This window comes from Acinetobacter sp. YH01007, assembly GCF_013420425.1.
GTDB lineage: Bacteria > Pseudomonadota > Gammaproteobacteria > Pseudomonadales > Moraxellaceae > Acinetobacter > Acinetobacter towneri.
Genome location: NZ_VOYC01000018.1, coordinates 51,963 through 75,676, shown reverse-complemented (window position 1 = coordinate 75,676; position 23,714 = coordinate 51,963). Strand labels below are relative to the sequence as shown.

The window sequence follows — 23,714 nt, the reverse complement described above, 5'->3', positions numbered from 1 at the left end:
GAAATTGTCATCTATTTGTCACCGATTATTCACTTTGAGTTTGTAAGTTGGGTGCATTTAGAAAAATGATGAGTAATTTATGAAAACGCAAATTTCTGCATTAATGTTGGCTTTATTGTCTGTGGGGATGGTGGGATGTAATGATAATAATGATCCTATTCCTGTAAAAGAAGAAGTTGTTGAAGCAACACCTACAACAATTAGTTTGGAGCGTTTAGGGGAATACGATGCACAAGTTTTTGGTGCGAGTGCTGCGGAAATTTCTGCTTATGATGCTGAAAGTAAACGTTTATTTGTAGTCAATGCGAAAAATGGCGTGGTCGATGTACTGGATTTAAGCAACCCAAGTGCACCTGTTAAGCTGAACAGCTTGGATGCCAAGACTCATTTGGCGAATTCTGAAGTCAATAGTGTTGCGGTACATCAAGGTATTGTCGCTTTAGCTGTTCAGGCAACACCTAAAACTGATAAAGGCATCGTGGCATTTTTTAAAGCCAAAGACCTGAGCTTTATCAGCAAAGTTGAAGTCGGTGCATTGCCTGATATGTTGACTTTTACTCCAGATGGCAAAAAAGTCTTGGTTGCCAATGAAGGTGAGCCAAATGAAGGTTATAAGATTGATCCAGAAGGTTCAATCAGTATTATTAATCTAACTGACATCAACAAGCCTACTGTAAAAACTGCAGATTTTCAGGCATGGAATACACGTAAGCAGGAATTGCTTGATGCGGGCGTGCGTATTTTTGGGCCAAATGCGACTGTCGCACAAGATTTAGAGCCTGAATATATTGCGGTGAGTGACGATGGTAAAACTGCTTGGGCAAGTCTACAAGAAAACAATGCTATTGCTGTAATTGATTTGATTCAAGACCAAGTGGTCGATATTTTCCCATTGGGTTATAAAAACTTTGGCTTAGCTGCAAATGCTTTAGATGCAGGTGATCGTGATTGTGTTGTTGGTAAGCAAGACTATAACGGTAAAACGATTACAGCCTGTGCTAAAAATGAGGGGATGATTAATATTCAAGCTTGGCCAGGCTTATATGGCATGTATATGCCAGATGCAATTGCGCAATATCAAGCCAATGGACAAAGCTACTTGGTCACTGCCAATGAAGGTGATGCGCGTGAATGGTTGGTTGATGAAGACTTATATTTTGGTACGGATGAAATAACTCAGGGTTATGCAGAAGAAATTCGTGTTAAACACTTATTCAATAATAAAGGCTTCAGTACCAATGGCGATTATGCAGCGCATTTACGTCTATTAAAGTCAGGGGTTAAAGGCGCAAAGCTTGATTCAAACGTATTTAAAGCATGTACCACTACAGATGCCAATGAAGTTTGTGCAGATAATTTAATTAAAGATTCACAATTGGGTCGTTTGACGATTACTTGGACGCAAGGTTACAAGAAAGATACAAATGGTGAGCCTGTGCTAGACAGCGATGGTTTCATGACCTATGACAAACTATATGCTTATGGTGGCCGCTCGTTCAGTATTGTAGATCCTAAAACCAAAAAAATTGTTTGGGACTCAAAAAATGACTTTGAACGTAAAGCTGCTGAATTATTTCCAGAATACTTTAATACCAATCATGAAAAATTAAGTATAGATGATCGTAGTGACAATAAAGGCCCTGAGCCTGAAGGCATTGCTTTAGGTAAAATTGGTCAAAAAACTTTTGCCTTTATTGGGTTGGAGCGTATGGGTGGCATTATGGTGTACGACATTACCCAACCGACACAAGCATCTTTTGTTGAGTATTTTAATGATCGTAAGTTTGGTGAAACCCGTACATCTTTCGATGCAGAAGGTAATGAGGTTACCGTTGAAAATTCAAATCTCGGTCCCGAAGGTTTGATCTTTATTGCAGCCAAAGACTCGCCTAACGGCAAGCCACTGTTAGTTGTGGGTAATGAAGTCAGTGGAACTACTGCCGTCTACCAAATCAAGCTTAACTAACAGCATTGCAAAATTAGAAATCTATTAAAGAGGGCACTTTGGTGTTCTCTTTTTTGTGCTGTAAAAACCAATGAACAGTGAATTAAAAAAAGCGAGTCACCGACTCGCTTTCACTTTCATTTTTATTGCTATTTCATGTAGCTAAAAAAGTTCAACCCACAAAATGACGTGGAGAATCCAAATTCTTCAAGGCATTAATAATTTTATGGGAGTGGTTACACACGATCAGTTTAGCGCGGTGCTGTGGTGGTAAAAAACCTTCGTGCACCGCATGATCTAACTGCTGAATCAGCGCATCATAAAAGCCATTTACATTATATAAAATCATCGGTTTTTGGTGCTGATTCAATTGCCCCCAAGTGGCAATTTCCAAAATCTCTTCAAAAGTACCCAAGCCGCCTGGCAACGCCACAAAAGCACTGGCGCGATCTGCCATCATCGCTTTACGCTCATGCATGCTTTTGACTACGTGTAACTCGGTTAAATTACTGTGGGCAATTTCATAATCCAGCATAAATTCAGGAATTACTCCCACCGCTTGCCCACCATGTTGCACAACGGTGTCGGCAACCAAACCCATTAATCCAATACTCGCACCGCCGTAGACCATACCAAAGCCTTGCTCGGCCAGTTTTCTTGCCAGTTGTACTGCTTTTTCCTGATAAATCGGGTTATTGCCAGAGCGCGAACCACAGTACAGTGCCACCAAAGGTTGAGAGGTTTGAGGAGATGGATTATTGATATATTGGGTCATTCTTAATTCGCTATTCATTTATTTTCTTCACCATAGCATGTTCTTTTTGTTGGCTCTAGCTTAGTGCTCAAATATGACAAACCCGTCAGTATGCAGTGTTCAATTTGCAAAGATTTGTGAAAGTGCTGCATTGACGTGGATGATGTCGCAAAAAGGGGATGAATCTGAGCGCAAACTTTCCTATACTCAAAGCTTGTCTGACAACTATAGAATCGTCATGGACAGTGGCAGTAGTCGCACCGAACGAATATTTTTAAATTACATGCTGTGCCAACCAGAGCAAGCAAACTTATCTTTTCAGTGTCATCGCCGTGTGGCACGTTTGACCCATGATATTCAGGAGAAGAGCACATGATCTTTGAATGGATGTCTGACCCCGCTGCGTGGGTTGGGTTATTGACCCTGATCGTACTCGAAATTGTATTAGGCATTGATAACTTGGTGTTTATTGCCATTTTGGCAGAAAAGTTACCGCCAGAACAACGCAATACGGCACGGGTGGTGGGCTTGCTTCTCGCCTTGGGGATGCGCCTGATTTTACTCGCCTCTATCGCGTGGGTCGTCACTCTGACCCAACCACTGTTTCATATTTTTGAACATCCTTTCTCTGGACGTGACCTGATTTTACTGTTTGGTGGTGTGTTCCTGTTGTTTAAAGGCACCATGGAACTGCGCGAACGCATTGAAGGCAAACCAGCACTAAAAGAAGAAAACCCTGTGCACGCGACTTTCTGGATGGTGATTGTGCAGATTGTGGTGCTAGATGCGGTGTTCTCACTCGACAGCGTGATTACCGCTGTGGGCATGGTGCAGCATTTATCGGTCATGATGATTGCGGTGATTATCGCCATTGGCATTATGTTGTGGGCCTCTAAAGCGCTCATGGACTTTGTCAATAAGCATCCTACCGTGGTGATTCTATGCCTGTGCTTCCTGATGATGATTGGTTTCTCATTGGTGGTGGAAGGTTTTGGTTATCACATTCCAAAAGGCTATTTATATGCCGCCATCGGTTTCTCGGTGATGATTGAATTCCTGAACCAAACCATCCGCAGAAATCAGGAAAAAACCGTGACCACCACCGATTTACGCTACCGTACTGCTTCGGCTGTGATGCGGATGTTAGGTGGCAAAAGTCAAAATACGACAGAAAGCAGTCATATCAACGAAGATGTTTTGGCTACCCGCGCCTTTGCTGATGAAGTCTTTGATGCTGAAAATGGCGTCTATCACAGCGTGATGGTACAAGGAGTGTTGGGCTTATCTGAGCGTCCTGTAAAATCGGTGATGACGCCACGTCCTGAACTGGAATGGATTGATTTAGACGAAGATGATGCCTCAATTCGCAGCCAATTATTAAGTATGACCCATTCACGAGTGATTGTGGCACGTGGTGAACTGGACAATATCTCAGGCATTGTCTTAACCCATAAAGTCATGAATCAATACATTGAAACAGGTGTACTGGACTTTGAAACACATTTGCGTGAACCCGTGATTGTGCATGAAAATGCCCAAGTTTTGATGGTGATGGAGCAATTGCGTCAAGCACCGCTGCAAATGGCGATTGTGCTGAACGAATACGGCTCGATTGAAGGCGTTGCCACACCCATTGATATTCTGGAAGCAATTGCAGGTGAATTCCCAGATGAAGATGCACTCGAAGCCAGTGCTGAAAGTTTGGAAGATGGCACATTATTGCTAGATGGTTCCATTGATATTCGTCACGTATCTTTATTATTAGGTCGTGATTTGGTGGATGAAAGCGAGCAATATTCAACTTTATCAGGCTATATTTTATTCCATTTGGGGCGTTTGCCTGAAAACGGTGAAAAGCTGCTTTCCGATGGTTATGTTTTTGAAATTGTGACCATGGATGGACATAAAATTGAAAAAGTGCATTTGATTCAGCAGGAATCTTCAAGCGCATCATAAACTGAACGCCAAACTGCATTTCAGTCTTGTGCTTCCGCTAAAATAGCCTGCATTGTCAGGCTGTTTTGGGTCTGTTGCCATTGCAAATATAGACGAAGTGTCAACAGACCCTATTATTGATTTAAATTTCTGGAATTTTCTATGCATCACTTGGCATGTCCGTGCGGGCAAGGCGATTATCAATACTGCTGCCAACCTTTACACGTGGGGCAGGCACATGCAGAAACCGCGAGCCAACTCATGCGTTCACGCTATAGCGCTTTTGCCTTGCAACAAATTGATTATATTGTGCAAACTACTGCGCTAGGACAACAGGCAAGTTTGGATGTTGACGCAATTGCAGATTGGAGCAAGTCGAATCAATGGTTAAAGCTCGAAGTGCTGAATAGCAATGAAAAGCTAGATAAAAGCCATGCCCAAGTTGAATTTAAAGCCCATTACCACGATGCCAAGCAGACGCAAATTCACCATGAAATTTCCCATTTTGTGCAACATCAGGCCCGTTGGTATTTTCTAGATCCGACCACAGGGCAACAGCCGACCATGAAACAGCCGTGTATTTGTGGTTCGGGTAAAAAATTTAAGCAATGTTGTGCGCAATTTTTATAACTTTATCTTGGTTTTTCGCTTATTATAACGCGCATCTATTGGCCTAGTGAAAGAAGGGCAAGTCCATGTTGTTGTTGGTCATTTACTTAATCGCGATTACCGCAGAAGCGATGACAGGCGCATTGTCTGCAGGGCGTCGCAGCATGGACTGGTTTGGGGTTACCCTGATTGCCTGTGTCACTGCATTGGGTGGTGGTTCGGTACGAGATGTCTTGTTGGGGCACTATCCTTTAACTTGGGTGAAGCATCCTGAATATTTGGTGCTGACCTGTATTGCCGCTTTTGTCACGATTCTGATTGCCAAATGGATGCGCCATCTACGCTCAATTTTCTTGGTACTAGATGCCTTGGGTTTAATTGGCTTTACCATTATTGGTTGTCAAATTGCTTTGGAAATGGGGCATGGCTTTGTGGTGTCTGCCGTTGCAGGCGTCTTAACAGGTGTGTCAGGCGGGATTCTGCGTGATATTCTGTGTAACGATGTGCCTTTAGTGTTCCGCCGTGAGCTATATGCCAGTATTTCTTTTGTGTCCGTGATTTGCTATTGGTTGTGTATCAAAATCGGTTTATCACTTGAATTAACTGTGATCGCAACACTTATTTTTGGTTTTACCTTGCGTTTGATTGCGATTTATTTTGGCTTAGAAATGCCTAAATTTATTTATCAGGACGATGATGAACATTCAGCATCCTCTAAAGATGAAACCTAATTGGTTATAAGAATTGTATTGAATATCTAAATAGAAGCGAACCGATCACTAGATCGGTTTTTTAATGCTATCCACATCCTGTCAATTCATAGTATAAAAATACAACAGCAGTTGTGTTTTAGCCCATATCCTTTTAGCCAACTTAAAGAGTGTGTTATGGATTTAGTTTCGCGTGTGCAACGTCTACCCATTGGAAAATTCCACTATAGCCTACTGGTGGTGATTGGTCTGGGCTGGATGTTTGATGCCATGGATACAGGACTGATCTCCTTTATTTTGGCAAAAATGGCAGAAGACTGGAGCATGACCCCTGCCGAAAAAGGCATGGTGGTGTCAATTGGCTTTGTCGGAATGGCCATTGGGGCAGTCTTTTCAGGTGGTCTGGCCGATAAAATTGGACGTAAAACTGTATTTGCCACCACCTTGGTGATTTACAGTCTAGCTACTGCCGCTTGTGCCTTTGCGCCGAATTTAACTTGGTTACTGGTCTTTCGCTTTATTGTCGGTTTAGGTTTGGGCGGGCAGCTTCCCGTAGCGGTGACTTTGGTCAGTGAATACATTCCTGCGCATGTGCGTGGGCGTTTTATTGTATTGCTGGAAAGTTTTTGGGGCTTGGGGTGGTTATGTGCGGCATTGGTTTCTTATTTTGTGATTCCAAAATTTGATTGGCATACAGCATTTTTAATCGGTGGTTTGCCTGCCTTATATGCCTTGGTTATCTGGAAAAAAGTCCCTGAATCTATCCCATATCTGATCAATCGTGGTCGTATTGCCGAAGCACATGCACTGGTACAAAAGTTTGAGCGTCAATGTGGGGTAGAAGTCATTGAACAGATTGAAGTTCAGCCTGTTGCCGCTAAACAGCATATCTCTTTTACCCAACTGTGGTCGGGGCCATTTGCACGCCGTAGTTTAATGCTGTGGCTGATTTGGTTTGGCATTGTCTATTCCTATTATGGCATTTTCACTTGGTTGCCTAGTCTGTTGGTGCAGCAAGGCTACAGCATCGTACAGTCATTTGAATATGTGTTGGGCATGATTTTGGCGCAATTGCCCGGTTATATTGCAGCTGCTTGGCTGGTCGAAAAATTAGGGCGCAAAGCCACACTAGCTGGTTTTATTGGCATGTGTGCCGTATCGGCTTATTTCTTTGGTCAGGCCGACAGTGTAGCGATGATCATGTTCTGGGGTTGTTTGATGTCGTTCTTCAACTTGGGCGCATGGGGTGTGCTATACACTTATACTCCTGAACAATATCCAACCAATATTCGTGCTTTTGGTTCAGGTTGGGCCTCGGCGATTGGGCGTATGGGCGGTATTATCGCCCCAATGGTGGTCACACACATGATGGTCATGCAAAATGGCTTTAGTTATGTCTTTATGATGTTTACAGCGGTTTTATTGGCCGTTGCTTTGGTGATTGTAGTGTTGGGTGAAGAAACCAAAGGCAGAACTTTAGAGTCGATAGGTTTGTAAAATAACCACCAGCCATCGTATATTTTGCATTGCTGTTTTTTATAAAATGAATATTTTTACGGCATAAGACACAAATTGTCGCAGAGCATCCTTACTAGCCCTTGTGCAGGATGCTGCTGCGGCATAGCATAAGCCGATTGATACAAAAACAAATGATTTAGGACGACAGGTTTTATGACAAGCCTTGCGCATCATGCAACAGAAAACCGTTCCGTAGCAGAATTTACTGAACGTGCATACCTTAACTATGCCATGTACGTGATTATGGATCGTGCATTACCCCATATCAGCGATGGTTTGAAACCTGTACAACGCCGTATTGTGTACGCCATGAGTGAGCTTGGACTCAAGCACAGCGGCAAACCGAAAAAATCGGCCCGTACCGTAGGGGATGTATTGGGTAAATACCATCCACATGGTGATTATGCTTGTTATGAAGCTATGGTGTTGATGGCGCAGCCGTTCAGTTATCGTTACCCATTTATTGAAGGGCAGGGCAACTGGGGGTCACCCGATGATCCTAAATCCTTTGCCGCCATGCGTTATACCGAAGCCAAACTATCGCAATATAGTGAAGTACTTTTGGTGGAATTGGGGCAAGGTACTTGTGATTGGCAAGATAACTTTGATGGCTCATTAAAAGAACCTGTCAATTTGCCTGCGCGTGTACCGAATATTTTGCTTAACGGCACCACAGGTATTGCCGTGGGGATGGCGACCGATATTCCACCGCATAACTTGCGTGAAGTGGTGAAAGGCACAATTGCCCTGATTCGCAACCCAAATTTAACCGATGAAAAAGTCGCAGAATATATTCCTGCACCAGATTTACCGACTAAAGCTGAAATTATTACCCCACCTGAAGAATTGCTGAAAATGCAAAGTACAGGTCGTGGTAGTTACCGTATGCGTGCGGTGTACAGCATCGAAAAAAATGAAATCGTGATTACCGAATTGCCGTATCAGGTTTCGGGTTCAAAAATCATTACCCAAATTGCCGATCAAATGCAGGCGAAAAAACTGCCGTTGGTGAGCGATGTGCGTGATGAATCCGACCATCAAAACCCAACCCGTTTGGTGATTGTACTGCGTTCCAACCGTATTGATGCCGAAGCGGTGATGAGTCACTTGTTTGCCACGACCGATTTAGAATCGAGCTATCGTGTCAATATGAACATGATTGGCGCAGATGGTCGTCCGCAGGTGAAATCGATTCGTCGTATTTTGCTGGAATGGATTGAGATTCGAAAAAATACCGTCACACGTCGTTTGCAATATCATCTTAATAAAATCGAAAAGCGACTGCACATTTTGGCAGGTTTGCTGATTGCCTATTTAGATATTGATACCGTGATTCGGATTATTCGTGAAGAAGATCATCCTAAAGCCGAGTTGATGGCGCATTTTGGTATTGATGAAATTCAGGCCGAAGCCATTTTGGAGTTAAAGCTACGCCATTTAGCCAAGCTTGAAGAAATGGAAATTCGCCGTGAACAAGAAGAATTAGAAGCACGTGCTGCCATTATTCGTGAACAATTGGCGAATCCTGAATCATTGAAAAACTTAATTATCAGTGAGTTGAAAGAAGACGCGAAAAAATTTGGTGATGATCGTCGTTCACCAATTGTATTGCGTGCCGAAGCGACTGCGATTAATGAACAAGATATGCTACCTGCCGACCCTGTAACGGTGGTGTTGTCTGAAGCAGGCTGGATTCGTTGTGCCAAAGGGCATGAGGTCGATGCGGAAAATCTAAACTTCCGTGCAGGTGATCAATATCTCAGTCATGCGCAAGGCAAGTCTAATCAGCGCGTTTATATTTTAGATGATACGGGACGCAGTTATGCGTTGCCAATTAATAGCTTGCCTTCGGCACGTGGCTTGGGAGAACCATTAAGTTCAAAACTTGCCCCTGCCAGTGGCGTTGGCTTTAAACAATTGCTGATTGCCGATGATGAAGCTGAAATTTTAGCAGCCAGCAGTAAAGGTTACGGCTTTAAAACACAGGCCAAACAGCTAGATACCAATGCCAAAGCAGGTAAAGCATTCCTGTCTTTGCCCGAACAATCGACAGTGATGAACTTGCAAATGATTGAACACGCGAGTCATGTTGCACTGCTCAGTTCAGCAGGGCGTTTACTGGTGATTGAGCTGTCAGAATTGCCAATTTTGAATAAAGGTAAAGGTAATAAATTGATACAACTTGAGGAAAAAGATCAGTTGGTGTCTATGTTACCTTTAAGTTTAGATGAAGCAATTCAAGTATTTGCAGGACAGCAACAACTCAAACTCAAAGGTGACGATTTGCTGAAGTATGTGGCGAAGCGCGGCACGAAAGGTCAGCTCTTACCACGCGGTTACCAAAAAGCAAATAAACTGTTAATTCAAAGATAATACTAGCGTTTTTTAAGCAAAATACGTTATATATGGTTTGTATTCGTGAAAATGGATGCAATACGGGACATAAACAAGCAAACAACGACGTCCTGTATTGAGAAAAACAGTTTAAAACTAAGGATTATTGATTGGAGAAATTGGCATTATGGAAAAGATTTGGTTTGCTGAATACCAAAAGACAGGGATTCCAGAAACTGTAGAACTGCCTGCAGAAAATACGTCACTCGTAGACATTTTTGAACGTAATTTCCAAAAATTTGGTTCACGTGATGCCTTTATCTTTATGGATAAGGTTTTAAGCTTTAGTGAACTAGAAGAAGCTAGCCGTAAATTTGCAACTTATTTACAAAGTTTAGGTTTGGCACCAGGCTCGCGTGTTGCGGTGATGATGCCGAACGTACTTCAATATCCTGTGGTTGCACTGGGGGTGTTCCGCGCAGGTTTAGTATTGGTGAACGTGAACCCACTTTATACTTCACGTGAGTTAGAGCATCAATTAAATGACTCTGGTTCTGAAGTTTTAGTGATTATTGAAAACTTTGCCTCTGTTTATCAAGCCATTATTGGTAAAACTCCTGTGAAGCATGTTGTTGTTGCTTCTGTGGGCGATATGCTAGGTGCATTAAAAGGCACGTTGGTGAATTTTGTTTTACGTTCAGTGCGTAAGCAAATTCCTGCATGGAACATTCCGGGTCACGTTAAATTTAACGCAGCAATGTCTAAAGTAAGCCCAAGCAACTACAAACGCCCAAGCTTAACTTTAAGTGATACGGCTGTGTTGCAATACACGGGTGGTACAACAGGTGTATCTAAGGGTGCAGAATTAACACACCGCAACCTTGTGGCAAACATGCTGCAATGTGATGGTATTTTCCAGAGTAAATTCGGTGCGCAAGATGGTCAGCCAGATGACCGTATTTTCTGTGCATTGCCGCTATATCACATCTTTGCATTCATGGTGTGTGCACTTTACGGCATGTATAAAGGTCAGGCCAACGTATTAATTCCAAACCCGCGTGACTTACCTGCGGTAATGAAAGAATTGCGTAAATATCAGCCGACATTCTTCCCTGCAGTAAACACGTTATTCAATGCGTTAGTGAACAATGAAGAGTTTAAACAGCTTGATCACAGCAAATTGAAAATGGCGATGGGCGGGGGTATGGCAGTATTACCATCAACTGCTGAAGCATGGAAAAAAGTGACAGGCACTAACATCATTGAAGGTTATGGCTTGTCTGAAACTTCGCCAGTTGCAACGGCAAACCCGCCTGCATCTGAAGAATTCACTGGCACAATTGGTATTCCATTACCATTAACTGAAGTGGCTATTTTGGATGATGACGGCAATGAAGTTGCACTGGGTGAGCAAGGTGAAATTTCAATCCGTGGTCCACAAGTCATGAAAGGCTATTGGAACCGTCCAGATGAAACTGACAAAGTGATGATTAATGGTTTCTTCCGTACAGGTGACATTGGTGTCATGGATTCACGTGGCTATGTGAAAATTGTAGACCGTAAAAAAGACATGATTTTGGTATCAGGCTTTAACGTGTATCCATCTGAAATTGAAGAAGTGATTGCGAAGCATCCGAAAGTATTGGAAGTGGCAGCCATTGGTGTACCAGATGAAAAATCAGGTGAAGTGCCAAAACTGTTTGTGGTGAAAAAAGATCCATCATTAACCACAGAAGAAGTATTAGCATTCGCTAAAGAGAACTTAACTGGCTATAAACGCCCGCGTTATGTGGAGTTTATGGATGAATTGCCAAAATCGAACGTAGGTAAAATCTTGCGTAAAGATTTGCGTAAAACTGCATAATTCATTCTGCATGGAAATAAAACGCCCCTGAAAATTCAGGGGCGTTTTTTTATATGCTATAGAAAATAGATTGTTTCTTGTTCGATAAAGGCAAAAGTATTACTCTTTCATCAGCCAACGGTCAAAGTAACGACGCCCAACACCCACAATACCCAAGAAAATAAACATCGCACCAAATTGGCGGCTAAAACCTGATTGATTAAAACTGCCATAACTTAAAATATTATCAATTAAGCAATACACCACAATCACAATAATCCAGTGCCAGAGCGGTAAGCGCTTAATCCCTACCGCATAAAACGCCACCCAAAGTACAACGAAGGTAAAAATGGTCGACCATACGTTCATGTTGGCGCAAATCACCATCAATAAAAATGCCACAATAGGCAACACAATTTTTAAAACACGATCCACTCGCAGTTGATGTTGGCGCTGCTTTTCAAGTACATCTAACATTTCCTTTTGATCTGGGCTGACCATAATGGATCCTTTATACAATTGCTTAAAACATGCTATTTAACAAAATTTATTCAAGAAATGCCATGTTATGATAAGTTCTCAATACAGTTTATGAGAAAAAATTGATGCAAAGCATAAGTGGAATTGTTTATCTAATTATTATTGCTTGCTTATTGCCGTATGTCTTTGCTGTTGTCGCAAAAATGGCAGGTGGCTTTAAACGTGAAGATAACCAAAATCCACGTGAATTTTTAGCCAAAACCACAGGTTTTGCTGCACGTGCTAACGCCGTACAGCAAAACAGTTTTGAAAGCCTGCCTTTATTTATTGCTGCAGTGCTCATGGCGGAATATATGGTCATCCCACAAGTGGTGGTGATGATGTTTGGTATTGCTTATATTGTGCTGCGCATTATTTATGGAATTTGTTATTTAGCCAATTGGGCGACGCTGCGTTCAATTGTTTGGATGCTATCTTTACTTTGTCCAATTTGTATTTTGCTGATGGTGATTAAACTGACCTGATCAAGTCATGTCTGAAAATATGTATTTTTGCCTTGCAGATGTATAATCGCGCAGTAATTCAGGACAGAAAACCGTTATAATTGACGCGGTTTTAAAAAGATTTAACTTGTTTAAGAGTGATGCTATGAGCTACAGCAATATCCCTGCGGGTAAAGATGCACCAAATGACATCTATGTGATCATTGAAATTCCTGCCAATGCAGCGCCAATCAAATACGAAATTGACAAAGATTCTGATGCATTATTTGTAGACCGTTTCATGGGTACAGCAATGTTCTACCCAGCGAACTACGGTTATGTACCAAATACACTTTCATTGGATGGTGATCCGCTAGACGTATTGGTTGTGACTCCACACCCAGTAGAGCCAGGTTCTGTGATTCGTTGCCGCCCAGTGGGTAAATTGAACATGGAAGATGATGGTGGTATTGATGCGAAATTGGTTGCCGTTCCGCACGAAAAATTAACCCCAATTTATAAAGATGTTCAAGAATATACGGATCTTCCACCATTATTGATCAGCCAAATTGAACACTTCTTCCAGCACTATAAAGACTTAGAGCCAGGCAAATGGGTGAAGTTAAGTGGTTGGGAAGGTGCGGATGTTGCAAAACAAGAAGTATTGAACTCAATTGAAGGTTATAAAGCAGCAAATCCATAATTTGCGCTTAGCCTGCTAAGCTTTTATTTTAAAGCTGAGATAAAAAACCTGCACAATTTTTGTGCAGGTTTTTTTATTGGGTTTCTATTCTGAGAAATTAGAATAATTTCACAGGAATATCTAACCAGATACGCCATTCGTTGGTGTCTGGCATATATACGCTCTTGTATTCATCGTTTGCACGGTAGTATGAATGACGTAGACGTAAGCTAGCATCTTTCGCAAAACCTGATTGAACGGTGTATTTCACTTGGTTAAAGAATTCACGTTCTTGTCCTTCTTTTGCTTGGTCACGAACATCAATATCCCAACCGTAAACAAAAGCAGTTGTCCAGTTTAGACCTGGAAGACCATGATTTTTAAAGTTATAGTTGTATTGTAAGCCTAAAGATTTTTCGTCATTGCCTACAAAATCAGACAAATACGAGTTAGGTACATAAATAGATTGAGCACCATCTGCGTTGCCGCCGTAGTCATAGCCTACATCACCAAAGTTTTGTTGGTAAGCCAACATCACATTGTGTACATCTTTGCTATATGAGGTAGAGATCGCCCAAATGTCATTGGTTTTCTCTGTTCCTGCAATTCCACCATTCTCTGCATTTGTACCATAGGCAGTGTTTGCAATCGTACCTGTTGCTGAATAAGTTGAAGCATCTTTAGAGAATTTTGTGTGGTAGCCGCTTAGATCAAAGTTAAGAGCAGCATCATCTTTTAAGCCGTGGTTATAGTTCACATTGGCATAGTGACGATCTAATTTATCCTTAACATCAACACCATAATAAGATGCTTTTAAGTCATCATTAAATGTATATTTCGCGCCCCATACCACAGCACGGTCTAATTGATTACCATCTGAATTGATTTGGCTTGAATATTGGTTTTCAGTAAATTTACCTGCAACCAAGTTTAAGTTATCAATTTCATTGCTTTGAACAAGTACACCTGTGAAATATTCAGGCACTAAACGGGCAGTGTTGCTAGCCAGTACAGGTAAATCTAAAACTTGTGTACCGTAAGTTGCTGTAGTGTTCGAGATACGTGCTTTGACATAAGCACCGCCACGCGCCCAATGGTCATAAGCATCTTTCGTACCATCTAAATTGTCCTTACTATGCGTTGGAATCATGCCATTGCCCGTATGACCATTTTCACCTAGCTTGAATGAAGCATCACCAATCACGCCCACGCCAAAACCGACTACACCTTTGGTAAAGCCAGAATCTAATTTGACAATTGCAGTTTGCGCAAATGAACTTGTATCTGTACCAGGTTTTACATCTTTATAATCACGAGTTAAATAACCTGTACGGAATAAAACCGAACCGTTTGCGTCTTCTACAAAGCCTTTAGATTCACTTTGTTCGCTAGCAAATGCAGTTGAAACAAGCGCTGCGTTGATCAGCAACGCAAGTGTTAATTTTTTAGATTGCAGCATTGGGAGAGAGCCTCATGCAGTAAATGTGTAGTTGAAACGTAGCCGAATTGTATCGCTATTTAGGCGCGAAAATATCATTTTTAAGGTGCTTATGACACTAAAGTTAAGCATTTTTTCGATAAACTGTAGGGTCATTAAAAATATTGAATTTTTAAAAGTTTAATAATTATTTTAATTTTTAGTAAAAACATAAACATAATTTTAAATGAGCTGAACAGCTAGAATGGATGACTTGGGAGCAATACTTTAAGTTTTTTGTAAATTTTAGCCATAAAACCATCTTTGTTTAATATTTCAGCAGTTTAAGTTAATAGTTTATGGCGAAATAAGTAAGTAAAAACCTAAAATTTTATGTTTATTTCATCTTGTTAAGTATTTCTTCAAAAGTGCGGTTTTAAATTTAAGAATAGATAAGGTTGTATATTTTGGTTTTTATTTGAACTAAAAGTATAAAAAATAGAATGGTGTTGATGGGGTAACTAATAGTTTTTAGCTATGAGGTGTTTCATGTGAAATACGGTGTTTTATTTGTGCTGTTTTTGATGAATTTGACCCAGTAAGCATTTCTCTTTTTGCTAAATTTTTAAGTGTAATAACTTCAGAAGATATTGCATCGGCCTGTCACAATGCTGCTGAAATCTCACATTGGCTATTCGGTTTAACAATTTGAATGATATGCATGTTCTTGGTGCAAAAAAATTATTCGTATTCAAACAATATTTTTCTAGGCCAAACATGCTGTTCGCCCTTAATGGGAAAGGGGCTGTAAGCATATGAGTAATGACTTTGTCCCAGTTTTTAGTATATGCAAAGATGTGCGAATAAATGTTATTGCACTTTTTTAGGCAGTTTAAATTTGAGTTCTAAGTCAGGTACATCAAAAATGTTGCAATGTATTCTGTATTTACACGGTAAATATGACTTATACATCTATGTAAAAAGAATGAACAAAAGTGAGTTGTAGGCCATAGCGATGAAAATAAGAAATTTATTAATTTAAAAATAAATATAAATAACAATCATTTAGATGTGGTTGTGAGCCTATTCTGAGTATGGAAAATCTTGTTTTTTTGAATGTTGGCACACGGTTTGCAATCCTCCATGTGAGTTAAACAACAATAGACACAAGCATCTCATCAGATGCAGGGGGAATAATCATGAACATGGGATTTAAAACACTTTTTGCAGCAGCGATGATGGCAGCATCTGGTCTAAGTATGGCTTCAGAAGCAACTTCAGCATTGTCTTTTAGTGGTACTGCGGCAATGACCAGTGATTATCGTTTTCGTGGCATGACACAAACAATGAGTGATCCTGCGGTGCAAGCAGGTTTTGCGTTGAGCCATGATTCAGGCCTTTATGCCGGTGTGTGGGGTTCCAATGTCGATTTTGGCGGTACAGCACATTTAGAACTTGACCCTTATTTGGGTTATGCCACTACTTTAGACAGTTTTGCCAGCAAGCCATTATTAGACGTGGGTCTATGGTATTACCTTTACCCAAGTGAAAGCGATTTAAACTGGTTGGAAGCCTATGCCAAATTGGGCTTTAGCGATGTAGGATTTAAAGATGCCAGCTTATCTACCGCAATTAACTACTCCAATGATTTTCTAGGTGGTGATACAGATGCTTGGTATTTCAATGCAACTTATAGCGTACCGTTTGCAGATACAGGTTTCTCAGGTGTTGCGGGTATTGGTTACACCCTAGCAGATGATTTTGATTTTGGTGGTGGTGAAGACAGTTATATCGACTGGAAAGCAGGTGTGAGCTATAGCTTTGCATCAGTAGAAGGTTTATCTGCTGAATTGGCTGCAGTTGGTACAGATATTGATACAGATGGCATGTCACACGCTGCGAAGCGTGGTGTTGAAACAGGTGCTGTGTTTACTTTGACCAAAGCATTCTAAGTCCTCTGTATTTAGGATAAATAAGAAGCTCCAATTGGGAGTAACATCCAAAAGAATAACAAGATAACTCGCCCATTGCTTAGACATGGCAATGGGCTGTTTTTATATCTCAATATTTTCGCCTAGGCTGGATTGCCACGATAAGACAATGCTTCACTCAAATGGCCGCTTTGAATCTGTTCACTTTGCGCCAAGTCTGCAATAGTACGTGCGACGCGTAACACCCGATGATAAGCGCGTGCAGACAAATTTAACCGTTGTTGTGCAATGGTTAAAATATCCTGTGCAGTGCCATCTAATAGGGCAAACTGTTCTAATTGTTTTGGGCTGAGCGACATATTTAAGCCCTTTTGTCGTTGCATTTGCAATTCATAAGCTTGAATTACGCGTTTTCGCACCGTTTCGGAATCTTCAACAGGTCTACTGTCTTGTAATTCATGGGCTTGTAGTGGTGGAACATCAATATGTAAATCAATGCGGTCTAACAGTGGTCCTGAGATACGATTTTGATAGCGTTTAATACTTTCTGTAGAGCATTGACAGCGCACGTCCTGATTAAAAGCATAACCACAGGGGCAGGGGTTCATTGCAGCCACCAATTGAAAGTTCGCAGGAAAGGTAATTTGTCGCGATGCCCGAGAAATCACAATTTCTTTAGACTCCAACGGTTGCCGCAATACTTCTAATACTTTCTTATCAAACTCAGGTAATTCATCTAAAAACAACACGCCTAAGTGCGCCAGCGTGATTTCGCCAGGTTTTGGATATGAGCCACCCCCGACCAATGCTACGGCAGAGGCAGTATGATGTGGGGCACGAAATGGGCGTTGCCCAAAAGTATGCGGTGTGTTGGCGACTGAGTAGATACTCGCAACTTGTAAATTTTCTTGTAAATCTAAGGGCGGTAAAATACTGGCAAGGCGAGAAGCCAACAAGGTTTTACCTGTGCCTGGCGGGCCTTTAAACAACAAGGAGTGTCCGCCTGCTGCTGCAATTTCCAAAGCACGTCTTGGGCGTAATTGCCCTTTTACATCTGCCAGATCAAAAGCCGAAGACGAGAGCAAAGGCTGGTTTGCTGGCGTGACTTTATGAAGTGGCTGATGTTGTGCCAAATGCTCACAAACTTGTTTTAAGTGATTGGCAGCAAAAACTTCAAAGTCTGGTAATTGTGCGGCTTCTTGCGCATTTTGTTCGGGTAAAACTAAACAGTGCTGTGCCTGTTGGCAGGCAATCGCAATACTCAGCGTACCTGTAGTTGGACGCAATTGACCATCTAAAGCCAGTTCACCAATAAATTCTAAACCATCGCTACTGTGTTCGGGCAGTTGACCTGAAGCAATCAAAATGCCCAAAGCAATGGCAAGGTCAAGGCGAGAACCATCTTTAGGTAAGTCTGCTGGTGCTAAATTAATGGTTAGACGTTTGCTTGGAAATTGAAAACCACTATTGATAATGGCAGAGCGTACCCGATCTTTACTTTCACGGACTGCCGCTTCGGCTAAGCCGACAATCGTCAAAGAGGGTAAACCCTGACTTAAATGGACTTCGACTTCAATGGCAGGGGCGTGCAGACCCAATAGCCCCCGTGTATAAACTTTGGCAAAAGACATTATTATTATGATCCGTTTTGGTGCGTTATTTTTATAGGTGTTTGGTCTTTTATGGCACTAAATTGGTGCTTATTTTTTGAGCTGCATCTTTTGTTCGAGCATTTCGACTTGTTTTAACAATTCATTTAAACGCAAATTGGCATTATTCAGCGCAGTACGCTGACGATCTAGCTCATCTTGAGAGACCAAATCCATTTTTGTCACGGCTTCATTCAGTAAAGCACGTAAATTATGTTCTAAATCTTTTTTGGGTTGTTCAATTTGTTCCAAAATGGCTTGTAATAAAGTTTCAATCATTGTTGTTTCCACACAGATGGACAAAGGTAGGCAGTGTAGCACTGGTCTTTAATAGACTATAGCATTTCAGACGAAATATGGATTTATTCGATGAGTAAAATCGTAAATCTTCTAGTAAATATGTCTATTTTTTGAAGATGAAAACCATATAAATGTATAAAATAAGGTATAAAGAAAACTCATGTCACGGTTTCTAATTTCCCCCGACCTTAGAACTTTGGCATGGAATTTGAACATAAAACCTTACTGGTGAATTAAGCCGAAGGAAAACAAACATGAAGCTCGTAACTGCAATTGTAAAACCCTTTAAATTAGATGATGTGCGTGAAGCATTATCTGAAATTGGTGTTCAAGGGATCACCGTAACAGAAGTCAAAGGCTTCGGTCGCCAAAAAGGTCACACCGAACTTTATCGTGGCGCTGAATACGTCGTTGACTTCTTGCCTAAAGTTAAAATTGAAATCGCAATTAGCGATGAAATGGTGGATTCGGTGATTGAGTCAATCACTCGTGTTGCTAGTACAGGCAAGATTGGTGATGGCAAAATCTTTGTTACTAACCTCGAACAAGTCATCCGTATTCGTACAGGTGAAACGGGTGCAGACGCTGTTTAAGAAAATGGCACGAAGTTTGCTGAGTACCTAATAACTCACAAAAACAAAGGTCGGGGGACACAAATGAAAAAAATGCTACTCGCGCTGAGTCTATCAGGCGCACTTCTTGGTGGTTCTGTTGCTTGGGCTGAAGAAGCCGTAACAGCCACCGCACCAACTTCAGATGTTGCAGTGCTTGAAACTGCCGAAACATCTCCTATCGAAACACCAAATGCAACAGAAGTTGCAGCTGTAGCAGAAGTCAGCACGCCCGAAGCTGCTGAACCAGAAGCTGTATTAGATACAGGCGATACCGCTTGGATTTTAGTTTCGACTGCTTTAGTTTTACTCATGACCATTCCTGGTTTGGCACTGTTTTATGGCGGTATGGTACGCAAGAAAAACGTACTCAATACTATGGCCTATAGCTTTGTAGCAGCAGCCGTGGTCAGTATTGCCTGGGTGGCAGTGGGCTATAGTTTGGCTTTTGGTGAAGGTAATGCCTTTATTGGTGGTCTAGACAAAGTCATGCTGGCGGGCATTGGTACCGATGCGCTCAGTGGCAGTATTCCTGAAATTCTATTTGTGATATTCCAAATGACCTTTGCCATTATTACTGTGGCAATTATCAGTGGTTCAATTGCAGAACGAATGAAGTTTGGTGCCTTTGTTGCCTTTATCGCGATCTGGGTGGTCGTGGTCTATGCACCAATTACCCACTGGGTATGGGGTGGTGGTTGGTTAGGCAATGATGGTGCACTTGATTTTGCTGGTGGTACTGTTGTTCATATTAACTCGGGTGTTGCAGGTTTGGTTGCTGCATACATGTTGGGCAAACGTATGGGCTTGGGCCGTGAATCTATGGCTCCGCATAACCTGACTTTGACTGTACTGGGTGCCAGTTTACTCTGGGTGGGCTGGTTTGGTTTCAACGGTGGTTCTGCTTTAGGCGCGAATGGTGCAGCGGGTTATGCCTTAGTTGTGACTCAAGTGGCAGCCGCAGCCGCAGCAATCGCATGGCTTGTTGTTGAAAAACTGGTACGTGGTAAAGGTTCGGTATTAGGTGCTGCATCGGGTGCTGTTGCAGGTTTGGTGGTGATTACTCCAGCAGCAGGTTTTGTGACTGTTGGTGGTGCATTAGCGATGGGTTTAATTGGTGGTGTCGTATGTTTCTGGGGTATTACTGCCTTAAAACGCGCCCTGAAAGCTGATGACTCTCTAGATGCCTTTGGACTACATGGTGTAGGTGGTATTGTCGGTGCAATTTTAACCGCCTTCTTTGCCAGCGAGTTTATTATGGGCGATGCTGCACCAAGCAACTTGATGAGCCAACTTTGGGTGCAAGTTGAAGGTGTGTTAGCGACCATTGCTTACTCAGCTATACTGACTTTCATCATCTTAAAAGTAATTGATCTAACCATCGGTATTCGTGTGGCTGCAGAAGATGAGCGTATGGGACTCGACTTAAGCCAACATGGTGAACGTGTAGAATAATTCAGACAGCACATAATCAATATATTGTGTAAAACAGCCCTTCGGGGCTGTTTTTTTTCTATATGTTGCGTAAAACTCTACAAAGTTTGGAAATTTTGCTACACTGCATTTTCATTTAAATTTGTGCAATTAAACCGCTATGCATTGTCCATTTTGCAACACTGCAGACAGTAAAGTGATTGACTCACGTTTGGCGGCAGAAGGCTGCCAAATTCGCCGACGTCGTGAGTGTATTGGCTGTGGTGAACGCTTTACCACCTTTGAAAGTTATGAAGTGGTCATGCCTCGGGTAATTAAATCCGATGGTAAAAGTGAGCCTTTCGATGAAGCCAAGTTGCGTCGTTCGTTAATGCATGCTTTGCAAAAACGTCCTGTGACCCAAGAGCAAATTGAAACGGTACTTAGTGACATCCAACTGCAAATTCGCCGTTTGGGAGAGCGTGATGTGAAATCGCGTACCATTGGTGAGGTTGTTATGCAGGCTTTATTTGCATTGGATCATGTTGCTTATGTACGTTTTGCCTCGGTGTATCAAGACTTTCAGGATGTCGAAGCATTCCGTCGCCAAATTGAACAAATGCAGTCGCGTGAGCAATAAAGCGCAATGCCATCATCTATTCCACAGCAACCATCCATGATTGAACTCAATACTGACGCGCAACCCGATGATCTTTTTTGGATGCGTCGTGCCATTGAACTGGCACGTTTGGGGCAATACAGCACTAAGCCAAATCCGAACGTGGGCTGCGTTATTGTTAAAGATGCCCAATTATTGGGCGAAGGTTTCCATCCTCGTGCAGGACAGCCACATGCCGAAGTCTTTGCTTTGCGTCAGGCCGCTGAACAAGCGCAGGGTGCAACTGCTTATGTGACTTTGGAACCTTGTGCACACTATGGGCGCACACCACCATGTGCCAAAGCCTTGGTCGATGCAGGCGTGGCTAAAGTGGTTGTGGCTTGTCCAGACCCGAATCCATTGGTGGCAGGTAAAGGCGTTCAGATTTTACAGGATGCAGGTATTCAGGTTAGCGTGGGCGTGGCAGAAGCTGAAGCAGCGCAGTTAAATGCAGGCTTTTTAAAAGCCATGGCTACAGGCATGCCTTATGTGCGTTTAAAAATTGCTTCTAGTTTGGATGGTCGTACGGCAATGGCTTCGGGTGAATCCAAATGGATCACAGGCACGGCTGCACGTGCCGATGTGCAGCATTGGCGGGCAATTTCTGCTGCAGTATTAACGGGGATCGACACGTTACTGGCCGATGACTGTCTGCTTAATGTACGCCACTTAGAGGGTGTAGATGACATCCACAGCGTAGTACAACCCAAACGGATTATTTTAGATCGCCAAGGTCGTTTGCCTTTGAGCGCACAAATTTTGCAGCAGCCTGAAACGGTGATGGTGATGGGACCGTATCGTGCAGAGTTGGCTGCTTTGGGCGTGTTACAATTGGAACCGCAACCTTTAGCCACCTTACTTGCCCAATTGGTACAGCAACATCAAATTTATGATGTGTTGGTTGAAGCGGGTGCAACCTTATCGACCGCTTTCTTACAGGAAGGTTGGGTTGATGAAGTGATCAGCTATGTGGCACCTACATTGTTAGGGCGCTCGGCTCGTGCCATGTTTAATGCAGAATTTGAACAGATGGCAGAGCAACTTCGATTTAAACTTTGCGATGTCACTCAATTGGGTGATGACGTGCGCCTTAGGTTAATTCCTTCTCAAGAGACACTATGAGTTCAGAGTCAACGGTTTATCACAAACGTCGTCATGCGGCACGCACCACTGATGAATACTTATTCCATCAGTTAGTGCCTTATTTGGGCAATAAACGCCGTTTACTGCATCTGATTTTAGAAGCACTTGAACAGACAGGAACGCTACATCCTAAAAATGGTCGTGCACCAATTTTTGCCGATTTTTTTGCAGGTTCAGGAGTGGTATCACGTTTGGCGCGTCAAAATGGTTATCGGGTGATTGCCAATGACTGGGAACCGTACAGCCATGCCTTAAACCATGCGATTTTGGCCTGCACTGAAGCACCTGCGTTTAAAGAATTAGGCGGCTATCAAAAAGCCATTGATTATTTGAACCGTTTGCCTGAAGTCAAAGGCTGGGTGACGCATAATTTGTGTCCGCGCAATGACGAAATTTATGACCCAAGTCGTGACCGTTTATTCTTTAAACGTCGTAACGGTATGCGCATAGATGCGATTCGTCAGCAAATTGCTACGTGGCAAGCGCAGGGTGCCATTGATGATGTTGAGATGTCGGCATTGTTGGCGCCGTTGTTGTACTCTGCCAGTTTTGTCAGTAATACCAGTGGGGTGTTTAAAAGCTTCCACCACGGCTGGGGTGGCAAAACTCAAACTGCACTCGAACGAATAGAATCATTATTGTGGCTCACGCCAAGTCGTTTTTGTGACATTGGTGAACCAAATAAACCTGCTGCAGAAATGTGGTGTGTCGATGCACAGCATCTTGCCAATCAAATGAGTGGTTTTGAGGTGGATGTGGCTTATTTAGACCCACCGTATAATCAACATGCTTATAGCAGTAACTATCATGTCTTAAATGCCTTAACCTTGTGGGATCAGGTCGATTTACCAACCCCAGACACCAAAGGCTTTAAAAGTGGTATTGACCGTGCATGGCGCAAAGAACGTCCAAGTCCATACAACTCATCTAAGTACGCCAAAGAGGCGTATGAAACCTTATTGGACACCATTAATGCACGTTTTATTCTGACCAGTTATTCTACCGATGGTAATATTAGTGCCACAGACTTGTTGCAAGCCAATTTAAAACGCGGTCGAGTGACGTTATTGACGCAAGATGTTCCGCGTTATCGCGTGAGTAAACAGCGTCAGTCCGAGCGTGCGCGCGTGCTGGAATTTATTGTGATTACCGATACGCATGCCAAGTCAGGCCCACCTATTCGCCAGTTGTTAGGGCAACTTTACCATTTTGCAGAATTGGGTGGTGTAGATACCTCAGGTGTGAGTACCCAATTGGCGTTGTGGTAAATCCACAAATCCTCAGTGAATGAGAGAAAAGA

21 protein-coding genes are annotated in these 23,714 nt (G+C 42.4%); 16 read left to right on the top strand and 5 right to left on the bottom strand.

Annotation, left to right across the window (positions count from 1 at the left end; all coding sequences use genetic code 11):
- The first annotated feature begins 79 nt into the window (after window positions 1–79).
- The gene (locus tag FTT74_RS10575; protein WP_179989004.1) at window positions 80–1,966 is read left to right on the top strand and encodes a choice-of-anchor I family protein; all 1,887 of its coding nucleotides are present in this window, start codon (window positions 80–82) and stop codon (window positions 1,964–1,966) included.
- Between the two features lie 151 nt (window positions 1,967–2,117).
- On the opposite strand, the gene FTT74_RS10570 is transcribed toward FTT74_RS10575, so the two are convergent.
- The gene (locus tag FTT74_RS10570) at window positions 2,118–2,738 is read right to left on the bottom strand and encodes a TIGR00730 family Rossman fold protein (RefSeq protein WP_096902251.1); all 621 of its coding nucleotides are present in this window, start codon (window positions 2,736–2,738) and stop codon (window positions 2,118–2,120) included.
- Window positions 2,739–2,862: 124 nt separating this feature from the next.
- Here FTT74_RS10570 and FTT74_RS10565 point away from each other — a divergent pair, with 124 nt between their 5' ends.
- The 7 genes from FTT74_RS10565 (at window position 2,863) to FTT74_RS10535 (ending at window position 11,669) form a co-directional block, all read left to right on the top strand.
- A complete protein-coding gene (locus FTT74_RS10565; RefSeq protein ID WP_180168149.1) occupies window positions 2,863–3,075 on the top strand; it encodes a hypothetical protein in 213 nt (70 codons plus the stop codon).
- The gene (locus FTT74_RS10560) at window positions 3,072–4,655 is read left to right on the top strand and encodes a TerC family protein (RefSeq protein WP_004975629.1); all 1,584 of its coding nucleotides are present in this window, start codon (window positions 3,072–3,074) and stop codon (window positions 4,653–4,655) included. The genes FTT74_RS10565 and FTT74_RS10560 overlap by 4 nt, the downstream gene beginning before the upstream one ends.
- A gap of 141 nt (window positions 4,656–4,796) precedes the next feature.
- Window positions 4,797–5,264, top strand: a complete 468-nt coding sequence (locus FTT74_RS10555) for a YchJ family protein (RefSeq protein WP_004975636.1) — start codon at window positions 4,797–4,799, stop codon at window positions 5,262–5,264.
- Window positions 5,265–5,329: 65 nt separating this feature from the next.
- The gene (locus tag FTT74_RS10550) at window positions 5,330–5,974 is read left to right on the top strand and encodes a trimeric intracellular cation channel family protein (RefSeq protein WP_179989002.1); all 645 of its coding nucleotides are present in this window, start codon (window positions 5,330–5,332) and stop codon (window positions 5,972–5,974) included.
- A 156-nt stretch (window positions 5,975–6,130) separates the two neighbouring features.
- Complete coding sequence (locus FTT74_RS10545) at window positions 6,131–7,450, top strand: MFS transporter (protein ID WP_104852902.1); 1,320 nt, start codon at window positions 6,131–6,133, stop codon at window positions 7,448–7,450.
- A 174-nt stretch (window positions 7,451–7,624) separates the two neighbouring features.
- Window positions 7,625–9,844, top strand: coding sequence for a DNA topoisomerase IV subunit A (parC, locus tag FTT74_RS10540; protein WP_179989001.1), 2,220 nt, complete (start codon window positions 7,625–7,627; stop codon window positions 9,842–9,844).
- 148 nt (window positions 9,845–9,992) lie between these two features.
- Window positions 9,993–11,669 (top strand): long-chain-fatty-acid--CoA ligase, encoded by a 1,677-nt coding sequence (locus FTT74_RS10535; protein WP_004975645.1) that lies wholly within the window; start codon window positions 9,993–9,995, stop codon window positions 11,667–11,669.
- A gap of 99 nt (window positions 11,670–11,768) precedes the next feature.
- On the opposite strand, the gene FTT74_RS10530 is transcribed toward FTT74_RS10535, so the two are convergent.
- Window positions 11,769–12,149 carry a hypothetical protein gene (locus FTT74_RS10530; protein ID WP_004975646.1) on the bottom strand — a complete coding sequence of 127 codons (381 nt, stop codon included), beginning with the start codon at window positions 12,147–12,149 and terminating at the stop codon, window positions 11,769–11,771.
- Between the two features lie 104 nt (window positions 12,150–12,253).
- Between FTT74_RS10530 and FTT74_RS10525 the strand changes: the two genes are divergently transcribed.
- Together FTT74_RS10525 and ppa are read left to right on the top strand one after the other, a co-directional pair.
- Window positions 12,254–12,652 (top strand): MAPEG family protein, encoded by a 399-nt coding sequence (locus tag FTT74_RS10525; protein WP_096902243.1) that lies wholly within the window; start codon window positions 12,254–12,256, stop codon window positions 12,650–12,652.
- 124 nt (window positions 12,653–12,776) lie between these two features.
- Complete coding sequence (gene ppa, locus FTT74_RS10520; RefSeq protein ID WP_004975651.1) at window positions 12,777–13,313, top strand: inorganic diphosphatase; 537 nt, start codon at window positions 12,777–12,779, stop codon at window positions 13,311–13,313.
- 97 nt (window positions 13,314–13,410) lie between these two features.
- On the opposite strand, the gene FTT74_RS10515 is transcribed toward ppa, so the two are convergent.
- On the bottom strand, window positions 13,411–14,751 hold the full coding sequence (locus tag FTT74_RS10515) for an OprD family outer membrane porin (protein ID WP_179989000.1): 1,341 nt from the start codon (window positions 14,749–14,751) through the stop codon (window positions 13,411–13,413).
- Window positions 14,752–15,905: 1,154 nt separating this feature from the next.
- Here FTT74_RS10515 and FTT74_RS10510 point away from each other — a divergent pair.
- Complete coding sequence (locus FTT74_RS10510) at window positions 15,906–16,661, top strand: TorF family putative porin (RefSeq protein WP_373683483.1); 756 nt, start codon at window positions 15,906–15,908, stop codon at window positions 16,659–16,661.
- A 122-nt stretch (window positions 16,662–16,783) separates the two neighbouring features.
- Here the strand turns inward: FTT74_RS10510 and FTT74_RS10505 are convergent, their stop codons facing one another.
- Window positions 16,784–18,271, bottom strand: coding sequence for a YifB family Mg chelatase-like AAA ATPase (locus tag FTT74_RS10505; protein ID WP_179988998.1), 1,488 nt, complete (start codon window positions 18,269–18,271; stop codon window positions 16,784–16,786).
- A 69-nt stretch (window positions 18,272–18,340) separates the two neighbouring features.
- A complete protein-coding gene (locus FTT74_RS10500) occupies window positions 18,341–18,568 on the bottom strand; it encodes an accessory factor UbiK family protein (RefSeq protein WP_136143898.1) in 228 nt (75 codons plus the stop codon).
- Window positions 18,569–18,843: 275 nt separating this feature from the next.
- On the opposite strand from FTT74_RS10500, the gene glnK reads away from it, so the two are divergent.
- The 5 genes from glnK (at window position 18,844) to FTT74_RS10475 (ending at window position 23,682) form a co-directional block, all read left to right on the top strand.
- Window positions 18,844–19,182 carry a P-II family nitrogen regulator gene (gene glnK, locus FTT74_RS10495; RefSeq protein WP_004650081.1) on the top strand — a complete coding sequence of 113 codons (339 nt, stop codon included), beginning with the start codon at window positions 18,844–18,846 and terminating at the stop codon, window positions 19,180–19,182.
- Window positions 19,183–19,245: 63 nt separating this feature from the next.
- Complete coding sequence (locus FTT74_RS10490; protein WP_131261709.1) at window positions 19,246–20,655, top strand: ammonium transporter; 1,410 nt, start codon at window positions 19,246–19,248, stop codon at window positions 20,653–20,655.
- A 139-nt stretch (window positions 20,656–20,794) separates the two neighbouring features.
- On the top strand, window positions 20,795–21,253 hold the full coding sequence (nrdR, locus tag FTT74_RS10485; RefSeq protein ID WP_096902237.1) for a transcriptional regulator NrdR: 459 nt from the start codon (window positions 20,795–20,797) through the stop codon (window positions 21,251–21,253).
- A gap of 36 nt (window positions 21,254–21,289) precedes the next feature.
- Window positions 21,290–22,393 (top strand): bifunctional diaminohydroxyphosphoribosylaminopyrimidine deaminase/5-amino-6-(5-phosphoribosylamino)uracil reductase RibD, encoded by a 1,104-nt coding sequence (gene ribD / locus FTT74_RS10480; protein WP_154321290.1) that lies wholly within the window; start codon window positions 21,290–21,292, stop codon window positions 22,391–22,393.
- Complete coding sequence (locus FTT74_RS10475; RefSeq protein WP_004975669.1) at window positions 22,390–23,682, top strand: DNA adenine methylase; 1,293 nt, start codon at window positions 22,390–22,392, stop codon at window positions 23,680–23,682. The genes ribD and FTT74_RS10475 overlap by 4 nt, the downstream gene beginning before the upstream one ends.
- Window positions 23,683–23,714: the final 32 nt, after the last annotated feature.

Bases quoted from the DNA above. Each gene is read 5' to 3' on its own strand.
- FTT74_RS10560 (WP_004975629.1), top strand. From the start codon at position 3,072: ATGATCTTTGAATGGATGTCTGACCCCGCTGCGTGGGTTGGGTTATTG.
- ribD (WP_154321290.1), top strand. From the start codon at position 21,290: ATGATTGAACTCAATACTGACGCGCAACCCGATGATCTTTTTTGGATG.
- FTT74_RS10555 (WP_004975636.1), top strand. From the start codon at position 4,797: ATGCATCACTTGGCATGTCCGTGCGGGCAAGGCGATTATCAATACTGC.
- glnK (WP_004650081.1), top strand. From the start codon at position 18,844: ATGAAGCTCGTAACTGCAATTGTAAAACCCTTTAAATTAGATGATGTG.
- parC (WP_179989001.1), top strand. From the start codon at position 7,625: ATGACAAGCCTTGCGCATCATGCAACAGAAAACCGTTCCGTAGCAGAA.
- FTT74_RS10505 (WP_179988998.1), bottom strand. From the start codon at position 18,271: ATGTCTTTTGCCAAAGTTTATACACGGGGGCTATTGGGTCTGCACGCC.
- ppa (WP_004975651.1), top strand. From the start codon at position 12,777: ATGAGCTACAGCAATATCCCTGCGGGTAAAGATGCACCAAATGACATC.
- FTT74_RS10500 (WP_136143898.1), bottom strand. From the start codon at position 18,568: ATGATTGAAACTTTATTACAAGCCATTTTGGAACAAATTGAACAACCC.
- FTT74_RS10565 (WP_180168149.1), top strand. From the start codon at position 2,863: ATGTCGCAAAAAGGGGATGAATCTGAGCGCAAACTTTCCTATACTCAA.
- FTT74_RS10570 (WP_096902251.1), bottom strand. From the start codon at position 2,738: ATGAATAGCGAATTAAGAATGACCCAATATATCAATAATCCATCTCCT.
- FTT74_RS10550 (WP_179989002.1), top strand. From the start codon at position 5,330: ATGTTGTTGTTGGTCATTTACTTAATCGCGATTACCGCAGAAGCGATG.
- nrdR (WP_096902237.1), top strand. From the start codon at position 20,795: ATGCATTGTCCATTTTGCAACACTGCAGACAGTAAAGTGATTGACTCA.
- FTT74_RS10490 (WP_131261709.1), top strand. From the start codon at position 19,246: ATGAAAAAAATGCTACTCGCGCTGAGTCTATCAGGCGCACTTCTTGGT.
- FTT74_RS10575 (WP_179989004.1), top strand. From the start codon at position 80: ATGAAAACGCAAATTTCTGCATTAATGTTGGCTTTATTGTCTGTGGGG.
- FTT74_RS10530 (WP_004975646.1), bottom strand. From the start codon at position 12,149: ATGGTCAGCCCAGATCAAAAGGAAATGTTAGATGTACTTGAAAAGCAG.
- FTT74_RS10515 (WP_179989000.1), bottom strand. From the start codon at position 14,751: ATGCTGCAATCTAAAAAATTAACACTTGCGTTGCTGATCAACGCAGCG.
- FTT74_RS10525 (WP_096902243.1), top strand. From the start codon at position 12,254: ATGCAAAGCATAAGTGGAATTGTTTATCTAATTATTATTGCTTGCTTA.
- FTT74_RS10545 (WP_104852902.1), top strand. From the start codon at position 6,131: ATGGATTTAGTTTCGCGTGTGCAACGTCTACCCATTGGAAAATTCCAC.
- FTT74_RS10535 (WP_004975645.1), top strand. From the start codon at position 9,993: ATGGAAAAGATTTGGTTTGCTGAATACCAAAAGACAGGGATTCCAGAA.
- FTT74_RS10475 (WP_004975669.1), top strand. From the start codon at position 22,390: ATGAGTTCAGAGTCAACGGTTTATCACAAACGTCGTCATGCGGCACGC.